12 protein-coding genes are annotated in these 15,305 nt (G+C 58.1%); 9 read left to right on the top strand and 3 right to left on the bottom strand.

The window, feature by feature from the left end:
• Positions 1-274: 274 nt before the first annotated feature.
• Genes C7I87_RS23550 through C7I87_RS23540 form a run of 3 tightly spaced genes read left to right on the top strand, consistent with a single transcriptional unit; the run spans position 275 to position 4,054 of the window.
• Entirely contained in the window at positions 275-1,219 is a 945-nt protein-coding gene (locus C7I87_RS23550; protein WP_149906451.1) for a dihydrodipicolinate synthase family protein, read from the top strand.
• Positions 1,197-2,723 (top strand): aldehyde dehydrogenase, encoded by a 1,527-nt coding sequence (locus C7I87_RS23545; RefSeq protein WP_149906450.1) that lies wholly within the window; start codon positions 1,197-1,199, stop codon positions 2,721-2,723. Before C7I87_RS23550 ends, C7I87_RS23545 begins: the two co-directional genes overlap by 23 nt.
• Positions 2,724-2,731: 8 nt before the next feature.
• Positions 2,732-4,054, top strand: coding sequence for an NAD(P)/FAD-dependent oxidoreductase (locus C7I87_RS23540; RefSeq protein ID WP_149906449.1), 1,323 nt, complete (start codon positions 2,732-2,734; stop codon positions 4,052-4,054).
• Between the two features lie 4 nt (positions 4,055-4,058).
• Here the strand turns inward: C7I87_RS23540 and C7I87_RS23535 are convergent, their stop codons facing one another.
• Entirely contained in the window at positions 4,059-5,021 is a 963-nt protein-coding gene (locus tag C7I87_RS23535) for a LysR substrate-binding domain-containing protein (RefSeq protein WP_306440515.1), read from the bottom strand.
• Positions 5,022-5,420: 399 nt separating this feature from the next.
• Here C7I87_RS23535 and C7I87_RS23530 point away from each other — a divergent pair, with 399 nt between their 5' ends.
• The 4 genes from C7I87_RS23530 to C7I87_RS23515 all read left to right on the top strand — a co-directional run bounded on the left by C7I87_RS23530 (position 5,421) and on the right by C7I87_RS23515 (position 9,528).
• Positions 5,421-6,185 carry an SDR family NAD(P)-dependent oxidoreductase gene (locus C7I87_RS23530; protein ID WP_149906448.1) on the top strand — a complete coding sequence of 255 codons (765 nt, stop codon included), beginning with the start codon at positions 5,421-5,423 and terminating at the stop codon, positions 6,183-6,185.
• Between the two features lie 489 nt (positions 6,186-6,674).
• Positions 6,675-7,553, top strand: a complete 879-nt coding sequence (locus tag C7I87_RS23525) for an ABC transporter permease (RefSeq protein ID WP_246696377.1) — start codon at positions 6,675-6,677, stop codon at positions 7,551-7,553.
• A gap of 9 nt (positions 7,554-7,562) precedes the next feature.
• Positions 7,563-8,591: a quaternary amine ABC transporter ATP-binding protein gene (locus tag C7I87_RS23520; RefSeq protein ID WP_149906446.1), complete on the top strand. Its 1,029-nt coding sequence runs from the start codon at positions 7,563-7,565 to the stop codon at positions 8,589-8,591.
• A 172-nt stretch (positions 8,592-8,763) separates the two neighbouring features.
• Positions 8,764-9,528: an SDR family NAD(P)-dependent oxidoreductase gene (locus C7I87_RS23515; protein WP_149906445.1), complete on the top strand. Its 765-nt coding sequence runs from the start codon at positions 8,764-8,766 to the stop codon at positions 9,526-9,528.
• 83 nt (positions 9,529-9,611) lie between these two features.
• On the opposite strand, the gene C7I87_RS23510 is transcribed toward C7I87_RS23515, so the two are convergent.
• Both C7I87_RS23510 and proX read right to left on the bottom strand, forming a co-directional pair.
• Positions 9,612-10,361 (bottom strand): SDR family NAD(P)-dependent oxidoreductase, encoded by a 750-nt coding sequence (locus tag C7I87_RS23510; RefSeq protein ID WP_246696376.1) that lies wholly within the window; start codon positions 10,359-10,361, stop codon positions 9,612-9,614.
• 28 nt (positions 10,362-10,389) lie between these two features.
• The gene (gene proX / locus C7I87_RS23505; RefSeq protein WP_149906444.1) at positions 10,390-11,358 is read right to left on the bottom strand and encodes a glycine betaine/L-proline ABC transporter substrate-binding protein ProX; all 969 of its coding nucleotides are present in this window, start codon (positions 11,356-11,358) and stop codon (positions 10,390-10,392) included.
• A gap of 346 nt (positions 11,359-11,704) precedes the next feature.
• Here proX and C7I87_RS23500 point away from each other — a divergent pair, with 346 nt between their 5' ends.
• The gene (locus C7I87_RS23500; RefSeq protein ID WP_281409068.1) at positions 11,705-13,378 is read left to right on the top strand and encodes a flavin-containing monooxygenase; all 1,674 of its coding nucleotides are present in this window, start codon (positions 11,705-11,707) and stop codon (positions 13,376-13,378) included.
• 372 nt (positions 13,379-13,750) lie between these two features.
• Positions 13,751-15,304, top strand: coding sequence for a trimethylamine methyltransferase family protein (locus C7I87_RS23495; RefSeq protein ID WP_149906612.1), 1,554 nt, complete (start codon positions 13,751-13,753; stop codon positions 15,302-15,304).
• The last annotated feature ends 1 nt before the right edge of the window (position 15,305 follow it).

Here is a 15,305-nt window from a genome sequence, read left to right as displayed (position 1 = left end):
CCCCCTTACTTGCCGGACTAAACAGCGAATATACCCCATACGCCGCTTCCGGACGAGCGGACCCGACGACAGCCGGAATAACGAGCCGCCACATTCCTGAGTCGGGATCGGGCAGATGGTTGCTACTCGCTCTCGGTACCACGCATGTCGCGAATCTTGGATGGCACCGTCGGTGCTGCAAAACAGTAACTTGCCAAGTGATTTTATTTCGGCTGCTCACGCTCGTCGACTTACATATAACAACGAGCCTGTAGCCAGATCTGGAGCTAGGCAGATGTCCTTCAAAGGCATTATTCCGCCCGTCACCACGCCGTTTCACTCTGACGGATCGATCGACCGCGACGGTTTGTGCGTGATGGTCGAGCATCTGGTTTCGTCGGGGGTACACGGCATCATCGTCGGAGGCACGACCGGCGAGTACTATGCCCAATCGAGGGACGAACGCGTCGGTCTGCTCAAGCTTGCCAAGACCATGGTTAAGGGCAAGGTGCCGCTGATCGCCGGCGTTGGCGCCATCCGGACCGAAGACTGCATCGAATATGCGCTGGTCGCCAAGGACCTGAAGTATAACGGCATACTGATCGGCGCGCCGTACTACGCCGTCCCCACGCAGCTCGAACTGGCCAATCATGCGCTGGCGATCGACAAGGCCGCCAACCTACCGGTGATGCTGTACAATTATCCCGGCCGCACCGGCACTATGATGGACCTCGAGTTCCTGGACCGGGTCGGCCGGAGCAGCAATTTCTGCGCCATCAAGGAATCCAGCGGCAGCATGAATCAGCTGCATGCCCTGGCGCGCGACTATCCGCATATCGATCTGTTCTGCGGTATGGATGACCAGGCCCTCGAGTTCTTCGCCTGGGGCGCCAAGGGCTGGGTCTGCGGCGCCGGCAACTGCCTGCCGGCCGAGCACATCGCGCTTTATGAGGCCTGCGTCATCGAGAAGGATTTCACCAGGGGACGTAGGATCATGTCGGCGCTGCTGCCGCTGATGCGCCTTCTCGAACAGGGCGGCAAGTTTGTGCAGAGCATCAAGTTCGGCTGCGAGCTCGCCGGCTTGCCGGCCGGTCCCGTGCGCCGGCCGATGCGGGAGCTCGACGAACAGCACAAGCGGGAACTCGAGACGACGATCCGCACGCTCAAGGCAGTCATTGCCTCTATCACCGCGAAACCCCAGAAGAAGGCTGCCGAAAATGTCATCGCTATTAACGCGTGATGAGTACCAGAACCTGGCAGACAGCCTGCCCCTGCCAACCAACGCGGTGATCGACGGCAAGGCGCGGGCGGCCCAATCCGGGGAGACTTTCGAGACAATCAATCCTGCGACGGGGCAGGTCATCGCGCGGATAGCATTATGCGGTCAGGCCGACGTGGATCTCGCTGTCGAGAAGGCACGGCTGGCGTTTGAATCGGGCGTTTGGTCGCGGGCGCATCCAAGCGAGCGTAAGCGGGTGCTGCGGCGGCTCGTCAAGTTGATGGAGTGCAATGCCCATGAGCTCGCCGTGCTCGAGACGCTCGAAAGCGGCAAGCCGATCTACGACGTCGAAACCATAGACATCCCCGAGGCGCTGCACTGCCTGGAATGGCATGCAGAGGCCGCCGACAAGGTATACGGTCAGACTTCGCCTTCAGGCGACGATGTCGTGTCGCTGATCGTGCGCCAGCCGCTTGGCGTGGTCGCATGCGTTCTGCCCTGGAATTTTCCGATCTTGATGCTGGCCTGGAAGATCGGCCCGGCGCTCGCAACCGGCAACTCCGTCGTTGTCAAGCCGGCCGAGCAGACCAATATGTCGACGCTGCGCATTGCCGAGTTGGCGTATGAATCCGGTTTGCCGCCGGGTGTTCTGCAGATCGTCACCGGTCCAGGCGAGATCACCGGCAAGGCGCTCGGCATGCATGCGGACATCGACATGGTCGCCTTCACCGGGTCAACCGATGTCGGCCGGAAATTCCTGGAGTATTCCGCCAAATCCAACCTGAAGCGCATCGTGCTAGAATGCGGCGGCAAGAACCCGTGCATCGTGCTCGACGACGCCGAGAACCTCGACGTTGTCGCTCAGCATGTGACCCAGGCCATCTTCTGGAACATGGGCGAGAACTGCTCGTCCAATTCGCGCCTGATCGCGCACGAGAGGATTAAAGATCGCCTGGTCGAAACGGTTTTGCACAAGCTTACCGAATGGCCGTTGGGCGAGCCGCTGGATCCGAGCAACCGGCTCGGCGCCATCGTGTCTAAGGAACAGTTCGACCGCATCATGGGCTACATCAAGAAGGGCCGCGCGGAAGGCGCCAAAGTTGTAGCGGGCGGCAATGCGCACAAACACGGCAAGGGTTATTTCATCGAACCGACCGTGTTCGACGATGTCACACCGGAAATGACGATCGCGCGCGAGGAGATCTTTGGACCGGTGCTGTCGGTCATCAAGGTTGCCAACGCCGACGAGGCCGTTCGGGTCGCCAACGATACGCAATATGGGCTTGCCGCCTCAATCTTCACCGCCAATCTCGGCAAGGCACATCGCATCGCGCGCGACATCCGCGCCGGCACGGTGACCATCAACTGCTACGGCGAAGGGGACATCTCGACCCCGTTCGGCGGCTTCAAGCTTTCTGGCTTCGGCGGACGCGACAAGTCGCTCCACGCCCACGACCAGTACACCGAAGTCAAGACCATCTGGGCGGACATTTCCGACCCGAAGGTCTCGCGCGCCATCGACTAGGCCAAGCCATGAGCGTGCATCAGGCACTAAGAACGCCTGCCGACATCAACATGTCAGGCTGGTACGGAATTCTACCGCCTCCCAAGGCGCATGAGGTGCTGCGCGGCCGCCATGAAGCCGACTGGGTCATCATCGGGGCCGGCTTCGCCGGCCTCGCGGCCGCGCGGCGCCTCACACAATTGGTTCCGGAAGATCGCATCGTCGTGGTCGACGCCCAGCGTGTTGGCTGGGGTGCGGCGGGACGAAACTCCGGTTTCATGATCGATTTGCCGCACGAATTAGCTGGCGAGAATTACGGTGGAAGCCAGGACCATGACCGCAAGCGCATCCGCATGAACCGCGCCGCTATCGAGTTCTCGGCCTCGGCTGCGGATGAATACGACTTGCAGCCGTTCTTCGTCCGGGCTGGCAAGTTCCACGGAGCTGCCACCGATCACGGGCTTGCCGTTCTGCGCGAGTTCGAAAATCACCTGGCCCGAATTGGCGAGCCGTTCGAGCGGCTCGACCGACCGCAGCTGAAGAAAGTCACGGGAAGTGACTTCTTCGTTGGTGGCACTTTCACGCCGGGGACGGTGATGGCGCAACCGGCCGGCTTCATTAGAGGGCTCGCCGAGGGCTTGTCGGGTCGGGTGCAGATATTCGAAGACTCTGCGGTCACGTCGGTGCAGACCGGCAAGCTGCATATTGTGAAAACAGCCGAGGGCGAGATCACCGCACCGCGGCTGATCCTGACAGTCAACGGCCATCTCGAAAGCTTCGGCCTCTTCAAGAAGCGTCTGCTGCATGTCTTTACCTTTGCCAGCATGACGAGGCCGCTTTCCAAGAGCGAACAGGCGGACCTGGGCGGCGATCCGCATTGGGGCTTGATCCCGGCTGACCCGATGGGATCGACCATCCGGCGCATCGGCGACCGCATCGTCGTCCGCAACACCTTCACTTACAATCCCGATATGTCGACGAGTAAAAAGCAGATCAATCGAATCGGCGCGGCGCACGATCGGTCGTTCCAGGTGCGCTTCCCGATGCTGGGCGAAATACCCATGGAGTTTCGATGGGGAGGCCTTTTATGTCTTTCTCTCAATTCCGCGCCGGCATTTGGCGAGGTTGAGGAGAGGGTATTCGTTGCCGGGTGCTGCAACGGGCTGGGAACGGTGCAGGGCACGCTGTACGGGATGCTAGCTGCCGACCTCGCCGCCGGCAGCAACGAAGCGATGGTCGCGGACGCCCTGAACGAGCCCGCTCCAGCTCGGCTCTATCCGGAACCACTTATGTCGATCGGAGCGCCGCTGAAGCTTTGGGCGATGCAGAAGCGCGCTGGCCGCGAGCTCTAGCCCGTCAAGTGGTCCGTTCCTCGGCTGCGGCCTCTCTCAACCATTTCCGAAACAGTTCGGCCGCAGGCGACAAGGTCCGATTGTCGTTCCAGGTAAGATGATATCCTCCCGGGGCAGGTAATTCGAGATCGGTAATCCTGACCAGCTTGCCCTCTTCTATCAGCGGATGGACCAGTCGATGCCAGCCAACGGCCACGCCTTGATCGGCTTGGGCAGCCTGCAACGTCACGAAGAACTTGCCGAACCTGCGACCACGCGGTGCTCCGTGAGGAATTCCTGCCCGTCGTAGCACCTCGTCCCAGTCGGCCCAGTCAGGATCGACCCAATTGACGTGCAATAGCGGGAGCTCGGGCAAGGATTCGGCCGTGGCGTCTCTGTGCACCTGTGCGAAGCCGGGGCCACAAACGGGATAGATGAGGTCGTCGAAAAGCGTTTCGGTGGTTTCGTCGGGCCATGAACCAAACCCATACCTGATGCGCAGCTCTACTTCGGCGCGCCGGTAGTCTCGGGCATTGTCAGAGATGAGATGGTCGACCGCAATATCGGGAAACCGAGTCCAGAATTCGGGCATGCGCGGTATCAACCACATTGATGCAAATGCATCTGAACAGGCGACAGTTACATTCTTAGATCGATCGCCACGCTTAACGGTTCTGACAACCTCGGATGCCTTGGAAAAGCCACTTGCCAGCACTGCATAGAGATCTTCGCCTGCGCTGGTAAGCATCACGCCGGTCCCAAGCCGCACGAACAGGGGAACCCCGATCTCCTCCTCAATGGCTTTGATCTGCCTGCTGACGGCACCAGGTGTGACGTTTAGTTCCGCAGCCGCCAGTTTGAACGACAAATGCCTGGCGGACGCCTCGAAGACCGCCAGGGCGGTCAGTGACGGCAGGTCGTAATAGCGGCGAACCATCTCAAGATCCCCAAACGGCTGGATGATTGCGCGGCGGAAGCCTTTGAGCAAGAGATGCTCGGGGCGTCAGAAAACCTTTGCAGCCGGTGACGGCTTCTATACAACCATTTCCCGACTAATTTATAGCAACGCGACGAACCAGCCTTGCTGATCTGCGACGCCATTCAATTAGTATCCGTCGCCGTAACGTTGGGCCAATCTGCGCGCCCTGCAACTCAACAAGGGGATGAGTCTTTTGCAGGGCCGAGCCACTGGTCTTCTTCCAACTTTCGGAGAGTATGATCGGGACCGTCCGTTCAGGAAATAGTTCAAGCTTATGACTGGCACCACGAAGAAATCTGCTGTCTCGCGAGACGTGGCCCGACATATCTCGCGCATTTTTCAGCCGAGTGCTTTCCCCCCGCGACTGGACGCCGCCATGCGCCAGTCATTTACGCGGGCATGATCACCATGGCTGACAGACTGAGGGGCAAGATCGCCATCATAACCGGCGGCGGGCGCGGCATCGGCGCGGGCATCACGGAGCGCTTTGCGGAAGAAGGGGCACAGGTCGTCATTGTGCAGAGGAACGCGCCTCCTGAGGCGATGCTCGATCATCGCGTCATTTACGTGAAAGCCGATCTCGCGAACGGCCGGGAAATTGCTGCCGCCGTGGATACCATCGCGGAACGGCTCGGCGGCTTGGACGTCCTCGTCAACAACGCCGGCATCATGTTCGAGAAAACCGTCGACCAAATGACCGAAGCGGACTGGGATCAGATGATGGACATCAATCTGAAAGCCCCATTCCTGTTGACGAAGGCTGCGCTGCCTCATCTGCGGCAGCGGGGTGGCGGAAGCATTGTCAATATAGGTTCGATCGAAGGGCTGGCGTCCAATCCGGGTCATCCTGCATATTCGACATCGAAAGCCGGCATTCACGGCTTCACGGCAGCGATCGCCGTGGACCATGGGCACGAAGGGATCCGCTGCAATGCCATTGCCCCAGGCTGGATCATGTCCGACCTCAGTGAAGTGTACATCGACAGCATGCCAGATAACGACTCCTTCCGGAGGGAACTCCTTCTGATGCATCCGGTCGGGCGCCTAGGGGAACCGAGAGATATCGGCAGTCTTGCTGTCTGGCTGGCCTCTGAAGAAAGCGCATTCGTCACCGGCCAGACGTTCGTCATCGATGGCGGCCGTACCAAGAAGCTTCCGCTGCCTGTAAGGTGAAAAAGCCAAGGCCGGCCAACCGCTGGCGTTGCGGGTGCCACACTTCGTCGCTTTTCGCGCTTTTATCGACCATTGTGAGAGGAAGATCGCTGAGCTGCCGCTCAACCCTTACCTTGATAGACGCAACTCTAAGCGCATCGCTGGCCAGTGCCTCGGCGCCGGTCATCGAGCGACAAACGATCTCGACGACATCATCACACCGAGTCAGCCGCGTGCAATGATCGGGCGCTACCCTCCGGATTTAGGATTGAAAGCTCGGCCCCCACTAAGTTGAACCGTTTGTTTGCCGCAGAACGAGCGATCGCCGAAATAAAGTCATCCGTCACACTACTTTTTTACGCCTCTTCTTGCGGGGAACTCGTGGTAGTTTTGAGAGTGAACCGCTGACGAGCTAAACGGGGAACTATGATGAACGGCTGTGGCCTGTTGAATCCGTTTGATTGCGGGAAGCTGCCGCTCGCTTCATGGGTAAGCGAGGGGTTGGGTTGGATGGTCGAGAACTATCGACCGTTCTTCCAAACAGTTAAGGCGCCGTTCGACACAGTCTTGCAGTCGCTCACCAATTTCATGACGACGGTTCCGCCGACCTTGGTCATTTTGGTCGTCATGCTGCTGACTTGGCAACTCGCAAGTTGGCGGCTGGCGGCCGCGCTGGTGGCCATTCTCCTGTTTGTAGGCTTTATCGGGGTGTGGCCGGAAACCATGACGACACTGTCGATCGTGCTCACTGCACTGATCTTTTCGGTGGCCATCGGCATTCCTCTGGGGATTCTGTCGACCAGATCAGAGTTGTTGTACGCGATTCTCAGGCCGATTCTTGACGGCATGCAAACAATCCCGGCTTTCGTGTATCTCGTTCCCGTTGTCATGCTTTTCGGCATTGGTAACGTGCCGGGCGTCATCGTTACCGTAATCTTCGCAGTCGCTCCGGTTATCCGCTTAACCTATTTGGGCATCCGTCAGGTATCAGAAGAGGTCAATGAAGCCATGCGCGCTTTTGGCGCCACTGATCGTCAATTGCTATGGAAAGCTCAACTGCCTCTGGCGCTGCCGACCATCATGGCAGGCGTCAATCAGACACTGATGATGTCCCTTTCGATGGTGGTGATCGCCTCAATGATCGCGGTGGGCGGACTCGGCCAAATGGTGCTTCGTGGCATTGGCCGTCTCGATGTTGGGCTTGCCAGCATTGGAGGCCTCGGTATCGTCGCGTTGGCGATCATTCTGGATCGGATTACACAAGCGCTCGCCCAGCCTCGAAAGCGTCCAGGGGAGATCTGGGAACACGGCCCAGCTGCGGCACTTCAACATGCCATCCGACTCTTTCGGCCATCCCGAGTGAACGCCCGGCGACTGGATCGGAGGTAAAGGTTTCCAATGACCAATCCCGTCGTTCAGTGTTCCGGTATCTGGAAAATCTTCGGAAATAAGGCGAAGCAAGCGCTTCACGCCATTCGGGAGCAAGGCCTTTCCAAGTCCGATGTGTTGAAGCAGTACGGAGCGGTCACCGCAGTTGCCGACGTCTCCTTCTCAGTCCGTGAGGGCGAAATTTTTTGCATTATGGGTCTGTCCGGATCGGGCAAGTCGACCCTGATAAGACACATCAACCGTTTGGTGGAGCCCACCGACGGCGAGATCATTGTCGCAGGCCGCAATGTAGGTGCCTTGAGCAACTCTCAACTGCGAGCCCTTCGCTCAACGAGCGTAGGGATGGTATTTCAGAATATGGCGCTGTTGCCCCACCGCAGCGTTCAGGACAACGTGGCCCTGAGCTTGGAACTGCGTGGCGTCGGTAAGGCTCAGCGCATGGATACGGCAAAGGAGAAGCTGAAGCTCGTAGGCCTGGAAGAGTGGGGTACGCGGTTCCCGGATGAGTTGTCAGGCGGCATGAAACAGCGTGTCGGGTTGGCTCGGGCCATGGCGGCCGATCCAGAGATACTTTTGATGGACGAGCCGTTTTCTGCCCTCGATCCGTTGATCCGTCGACAGCTTCAGCAGCAATTCCTTGAACTTTCGAAAGTCGTCAGAAAGACGACCGTCTTCATCACTCATGACCTCGATGAAGCGATCAGGCTCGGCACTCATATCGCAATCATGAAAGATGGCCGGTTCGTCCAGGTTGGCACTCCGGAGGAAATTGTCACCGAGCCCGCGGACGAGTATGTGGCGGATTTCGTGAAGGGCATTTCAAGGCTTGAGCTTGTGACCGCTCGAAAGATCATGAGGCCTATCGCCGATTGTTCGACCATGGCGCATCACAATGGGGCCACTGTAGCAGCTACCGACAAGATCGGTGCCGTCATCGAGTTGGCCACCCATCATAGTGGAGACATAACGGTTATGGACGACAATCGACCGGTGGGAATGATTTCCCGTCGTGACCTTCTGCTTGGCATTCGAGGCTGAGGGTAACGTCGAGGTTTGAAAGTCCGCGATCGTCGGGAGGCCAACTCACGCTGAGACTTTCGATTAGATCGAATGTCAAACCTCCATCAAAGGTCCTCGCCGAGACCGACGGGCCGAGAGCTCTTCTTTGCAGATCCAATGATCGAGTCCCCCACGAACGCAGGAGCAAGCAATGCCGGCTACGGAGCCCTCTCATAGCAAATTCGATCTAACCGGGAAAACGGCTTTGATAACCGGCGGCGGGCGCGGCATCGGTTTGCAGATCGCCCTTACCTTGCAACGAGCCGGCGCCAATATCATTCTTAGTGACGCCGATGAGTCCCGTCTCCCGCAAGCGGCCCAACGGTTCCCCGTCAAACCGCAGGTCCATCAACTCGACGTCACTGACGCAAAGGCAGTGCGCGAACTCGCCGGCAGAATTGTCGATTGCCCTGATATACTGGTCAACAATGCTGGCGTGTCTCGCGCCGCCCCAACCCGTGATACCACCGACGAGGACTGGCGGACGGTCCTCTCAGTCAACCTGGACGGCGTGTTCTACTGCAGCCGCACGTTCGGTTCGCTAATGGCGGAACGTGGTTCTGGAGCTATCGTGAACATCAGTTCCATGTGCGGCGAGATCGTTACCCGTCAACAATCCGTGGTCACAGCCTACAACGCGAGCAAGGCTGGCGTGAACATGGTGACCAAGACACTTGCGTGCGAGTGGGCAAGATCGGGCGTTCGCGTCAACGCAGTTGCCCCTGGCTTTGTGCGATCTGACATGACTGACAAGTATCCGAAAGAGGTGATCACCGCATGGTCTAATCAGACCCCGATGGGTCGCTTCGCAGAGCCTGAGGAAATCGCGTCCGCAGTGCAATTCCTGGCGAGCGATGCGTCAAGCTACATGACGGGGACCATACTGTTGGTGGATGGCGGCTACACCTGTTGGTAGGGGGGCCCGGCCGTCGTCAAGGGGGGAGCAGAGTTCTATGAGGAATTCGCATTGCCGATGAGCACGACAACGGGCCTGGGGCCTCAGCCTCCCATATATGATCCGCCGTTCACGTGAATGGTCTGCCCCATAATATAGCTCGAAGCGTTGCTACACAGGAATGCCACCGCATCGCCTACTTCTTCGCCGGTACCGAAGCGACCCGCCGGCGTAATAGACAGGAATTTGTCGCCCTTTTGCCTCAGAAGGTCCGCCACCATCGGAGTGTCGATGGTCCCGGGAGATACTGTATTTACCCGTATGTTCGGTGAAAGCTCCCTCGCCAGAGATTTGGTGAATGCCAGCACTCCCCCTTTCGAAGCCCCGTAATGAACATGCTGGGGCGAGCAGCCCTCATGAGCAGCAGATGACGCAATGGTTACGATTGTTCCCCCAGGCCTGATGTGAGGAATTGATCGCCTGCAGATGTAGAATACTCCATCGAGGTTTACCGACATCGTTCTGCGCCACTGTGCGTCTGTCATAGTGGCGAATGGTTGATCTTCGAAAATTGCTGCTGCCGGAACGAGGTGGTCGATGTGGCCGAAACGGGCGACGCATGTCGACACCGCAGCGTCAGCATCCGCCGGCTTACTTGCGTCATAGGCGACGGATATCACCCGCTCGCCTGTAGGATCCAGCGATGACGCTAGGCTCGATACGCCCTGTTCATCATAGTCAGCCAGCAATATGCGCGCGCCCAACCGATGAAACGTCCGAGCGATAGCGCTGCCGATCCCACCGGCAGCGCCCGTCAATATGACCACTTGGTCTCGAAGGCTGTTTTCAATCAATTGAACTCTCCTGCGGGTCGGCTGTCAGCTAATGTGCAGCTTTCGCCTGAGCGATCCAACCATCCCATTTCGCCTTGTTCTGGGAAATCCATTCTTGGGCGCGCTGTTTGATCTGGTCATTGGAGTTCTCGCCTTTGTAGATCCGCAGGTCTTCCGCATTCAGGTCTTCGATCGGAATCGCAACGAGCTCAAACAGTTTCTTGGCCGAGGGGTTGCCTTTGACAAATGACGTCGCCGCCACAATCCGCTGCTGGATCATCGGGAAACCAAGATTGCCCAGACCGGGTATTTCCGTGCTGGTCTGGCCGGCGGGCAGATCGGTCTTCTTGACGTTCAGAAAAACAACGTCTTTCCCGGGCTGCAGAATGCTGGAGACCCATAGCGGGGTCCAGGTGTAGTAAAGCGTCGGCTTGCCTTCCTTGATGCGTTCGATCGCATCGGGAATAATGGCGAAATATCCACCTTGCTTCTCCTCAACGGTGTCACGCAATCCATAGGCGTCGAGGTGGTGCTCGATGATAACCTCACACCCCCACCCAGGCTCGCATCCATAAAGATCAGCCTTGCCGTTGCCGTCGATGTCAAACAGCTTCGCCTTCGCCGGGTCCTTCAGATCCTCGATATACTTGATACCAGTTGCATCCGCTGTTTTCTTGTCAATCAGATAACCCTGGATGTTATCCGCCGAAATATGCCCAAGCCGGGTCAGAACGGCTTCCCCGCCGTTTTCCTTCAGGTACTGGTCGTGGATCGGCTCCGCGTAGGCTGCAAAAAATGTCGCATCTCCTTTTGCCATCGCAACATAAGCCAGTTGGATCTGGAGCTGGATGGGATCTGCCACATCGTATCCCAGCTGGCGCAAGCCCTCATCCACGATATAAGTCTGCATGAGGTTTTCTGTGATGCCGTCCCACGCCGGTATCACTTTTTCGCCAGCAAAGGCCGTCGGTGAGCACAAAACAGAACTTAGCAGGATGGAACGAAACAGCGACTTCATTGGCCTATTCTCCCTTTGTGATTTTATTGGCTCTCTCGTCGGACCCGGTCCGATATCAATACTCCGTACCGCCTCCATGCGACCCGGCTGGACGCTCGCTCTCGTTTAAATTCTGACGTCCACGGGCGAGATCATGTCTCGAACAGCACGGGAGGCGCGTTTCAGCGGAGCCGCTCGATCAAGTCTGAGAAGCCGTTCCCTGAACACCCTCTTAGCACTCCGTTTCCAAAAGCGGTCCGGAAAAAAACGTATGGGGCGGTTGAGTTTTTTGGTGCGTGCGCATCGCAGTTTTTTTTGGCAGCTTAGAGACGCCTACTCAGCCGAAAACTTGCAAAGGAAGCAGCTCGTGCAGCATACCGATGTCTTGGATGGCCGCGTCGACGGCGAGGTGGCCAGGTCCTGTGATGTGGTCATCGTGGGCGCTGGGTTTGCTGGCATGTACATGTTGTATCTTGCACGCAACATGGGCCTGACCGCAGTAGTGATTGAGAGCGCCTCGGGAGTAGGCGGAACGTGGTTCTGGAACCGCTATCCGGGCGCGCGCTGCGACGTTGAAAGCATGCAGTACTCCTACTCGTTTTCGGAGGAGCTTCAGCAAGAGTGGCACTGGACCGAGCGCTATGCGTCGCAACCGGAGATCCTGGCCTATGCGAACTACGTGGCGAAGAAGTTCGATTTGCTTCCTGATATAAAATTCAACACTCGAGTGACACGGGCCGCGTTTCAGGAGGAAGAGAGCCGATGGTTGGTCTCGACTGATCAGGGCACGCAGTATCAAGCCAAGTGGTGCGTGATGGCCACCGGGTGTCTCTCGGCTGCCCAGACACCTAAGATCCCCGGGCTCGACACCTTCGACGGCCGCATCTACCACACGGGCAACTGGCCCCATGAGGCGGTCAGTTTGTCTGGCAAGAAAGTTGGCGTCCTCGGCACCGGCTCGTCGGGTATACAGGTGATACCCGAACTCGCCGCCCAAGCTAAGCACTTGTACGTGTTTCAGCGTACGCCAAATTTCAGTATTCCGGCACGAAACAAGCCGATGGACGCCGAGTACGAGAATTCCTGGAAAAGATCCTATTCTGAACGGCGTGAGAAGGCACGTTCGATGCCAGCAGGCATCTTATGCGACCTTGGTGATAAATCTGCATTGGCCGTCCCTGCGGAAGAGCGGGTCCAAGAATACCAGAGGCGTTGGGCTGCGGGAGGAACCGGATTTACGGCGGCATTTGCGGACTTGCTGAAGAATGCCGAGTCAAACAGGACCGCTGCTGAATTCGTTCGCGAAAGGATCCGCGAAGTTGTTAAAGATCCCTCAGTAGCTGAGCTGCTGACGCCGGTCGATCACCCGATCGGGGCGAAGCGAATATGTGCTGATACAAGATATTTCGAGACCTTCAATCGCGAAAACGTCACCCTCGTCGACCTTCGGACCAACCCGATCAGCGAAGTAACGCCCGAGGGAGTTGCAGCGGGCTCTGATTTTTACGAGCTGGACTGTTTGGTGCTGGCGACCGGTTTTGATGCCATGACTGGGGCGCTCAGCAAAATCGATATTGTCGGCCGGCAGGGACTCACCCTGAAGGAAAAATGGCGGGATGGGCCGAATACGTTCCTTGGTTTGATGAGCGCCGGCTTCCCAAACCTGTTTATCGTAACAGGACCTGGGAGCCCTTCAGTTCTGACCAACGTGATCGTGGCGATTGAAGACAATGTTCAATGGATAGCTAGGTGCATTGCTCACCTGATAGAGGTGGACGGCCGGTACATAGAGGCAACTCAGTCAGCTGAAGAACAGTGGATGGAACAGGTCAGGAAAGTCGCCGAAGGAACGTTGTATACCCAGGCAAAATCTTGGTACCTGGGCGTAAACATCCCAGGAAAGCCGGCTGTGTTCATGCCGTACGTCGGTGGTTTGCCGACCTATCAACAGATATGTGACGAAGTTGCTGTCGATGGCTACAGGGGCTTCAGCATTGGCACGCAATCACCGTGTGTGGAACGACGCCAGGTGAACGCCTAAGCCGACATCTGACGAGCGACCGCAGCATACACGGCACACGCTATTTCTGGGCACGTTTCGCGGAGCACAGTCTGGCGGTTGCTTAAACATCCGCTGCAGTCGGGGCTGGCTCATCGCCCAATGTCGTATCCAACGCCCGGGACCTCGTCAGCAACGCCGACCAGGCTTATTGGGCCGAAGCTCCTTCGGCTTACTGACTACGGCGTTCGGTGCGTGAACCCGGGTGTGCTCGCTCCATTCAGCACGCGCCAACATCTCGTGACCGGCGCTTTAGTCAACAGCCGCGTGAGACTTTTGCATTTGGTCAAAGCCGCTGCGGGCGGCAATAGTGCCAAGCGGCTCAGATTTGAGCCGCAATCTTTGGAGGCCGATATGACTGCTCAAATGCAAGCTTCTCGTAGAGGGGGGCGGGACGCACGGCGGACGATCCGCATGACGCCGAAGATCGACATGCTGCCGACGCTGAAACGCGGCCTGCCGGTCGTCGAGCCAATGGATGCCGAGCAGGTCGAGCGGATCCACGAGGCTTCTCTTGCGATCCTCGAAGATGTGGGCGTGGTGTTTCGCGATCCGATCGCGATCGAGGACTGGAAAAGGGCCGGCGCCGACGTGCGTGCCGGCGACCGCGTCTACCTCGACCGCGGGCTGGTCATGGACCTTATCAAGACCATCCCTCCCAACATCGAGTATTTCGCGCGCGACCCGGCAAAGAACGTCAAGCTCGGCGGACCGAATTCGATTTTCGTGCCGATGACCGGCGCGCCCTACATGCGTGACCTCGATGATGTCAGGCGCGGGCCGACCATCGCCGACCTCGGCACCTTCCATAAGCTGGCCCACATGATGCCGGCGCTACATTCATCGGCGCATCATATCGTCGAACCGATGGATCTCGTCGTTGCGCATCGGCACCTGCACATTACTTATTCGTCAATGAAGCACTCCGATAAGATCTTCATGGGCATGACCACTTCCCCCAAAAATGCCGAGGATGTGCTCGACATGTGCGAGATCCTTTTCGGCAAAGATTTCCTGGAGACCCACGCGGTCACCACAGGCAATTGCAACGGCAATTCGCCGCTGGTTTGGGATCAGGTTATGCTCGGCGCGATGCGAGCTTTCTGTCGACGCAATCAGCCCGTACTTTGCTCGCCTTTCGTTCTCGGCGGCGCGAACACGCCGGCCTCTACGGCGGCCGCTGTCGCGCAGCTCAATGCCGAAGCGCTGTCCGCGCTCGCCTATACGCAGGTGATCCGCAAGGGCTGCCCTGCAATTTACGGGCACTACCTTTCGACCGTATCGATGCAGTCAGGCGCGCCGATGGCAGGAACGCCCGAGATTTCGTTGATGAACTTCATGATCGGCCAGATGGCGCGACGCTACAACGTCCCATGGCGCACATCGAACCTACTCGGCGGCGCGAAGGTCTTCGATGCGCAGGCTGGCTATGAGAGCGCTATGACCATGATGGCGGTGCTGATGTCGGGCGCCAATTATATCTGGCATTCTGCGGGCTGGAACGAAGCTGGTATGCATTGCTCGATCGCGAAGTTCGTCGTCGACGCCGAGGTGTGCGATATGGGCTATCGCATGACGAAGGGCATTCAGTGGGACGACTTCGACGAAGCGCTGGCTGCCGTGCGTGACGTCGGCCCGGGCGGGCACTACCTAGGCCATCCGCATACGCAGGCTAATTTCGAACGCGCGTTTTTCATACCAAAGCTTTTCGACAACAACTCGATCGAACAGTGGAAAGCCGATGGTTCCAAGGACATCAAGCAGCGGGCTCTTGAACATGCCCGTCGGCTGCTGGCCGACTATGAAGAGCCGACGCTCGACATCGCCAAAGACGAGGAGCTGCGCGCTTATATCGACCGGCGATCGCGCCAAATTCCCGCGGTCGACGCATTGAACGAAGACTATTGAG

This window comes from Mesorhizobium sp. SARCC-RB16n (genome assembly GCF_008520305.1).
Taxonomy (GTDB): Bacteria; Pseudomonadota; Alphaproteobacteria; order Rhizobiales; family Rhizobiaceae; genus Mesorhizobium.
Note: the sequence above shows the minus strand (reverse complement) of the source record. Positions and strands in the feature narration are given on the sequence as shown.

Excerpts from the sequence above, each read along its gene's own strand:
- C7I87_RS23545 (WP_149906450.1), top strand. The coding sequence starts at position 1,197 with ATGTCATCGCTATTAACGCGTGATGAGTACCAGAACCTGGCAGACAGC.
- C7I87_RS23520 (WP_149906446.1), top strand. The coding sequence starts at position 7,563 with ATGACCAATCCCGTCGTTCAGTGTTCCGGTATCTGGAAAATCTTCGGA.
- proX (WP_149906444.1), bottom strand. The coding sequence starts at position 11,358 with ATGAAGTCGCTGTTTCGTTCCATCCTGCTAAGTTCTGTTTTGTGCTCA.
- C7I87_RS23550 (WP_149906451.1), top strand. The coding sequence starts at position 275 with ATGTCCTTCAAAGGCATTATTCCGCCCGTCACCACGCCGTTTCACTCT.
- C7I87_RS23525 (WP_246696377.1), top strand. The coding sequence starts at position 6,675 with ATGGTCGAGAACTATCGACCGTTCTTCCAAACAGTTAAGGCGCCGTTC.
- C7I87_RS23495 (WP_149906612.1), top strand. The coding sequence starts at position 13,751 with ATGACTGCTCAAATGCAAGCTTCTCGTAGAGGGGGGCGGGACGCACGG.
- C7I87_RS23540 (WP_149906449.1), top strand. The coding sequence starts at position 2,732 with ATGAGCGTGCATCAGGCACTAAGAACGCCTGCCGACATCAACATGTCA.
- C7I87_RS23515 (WP_149906445.1), top strand. The coding sequence starts at position 8,764 with ATGCCGGCTACGGAGCCCTCTCATAGCAAATTCGATCTAACCGGGAAA.
- C7I87_RS23530 (WP_149906448.1), top strand. The coding sequence starts at position 5,421 with ATGGCTGACAGACTGAGGGGCAAGATCGCCATCATAACCGGCGGCGGG.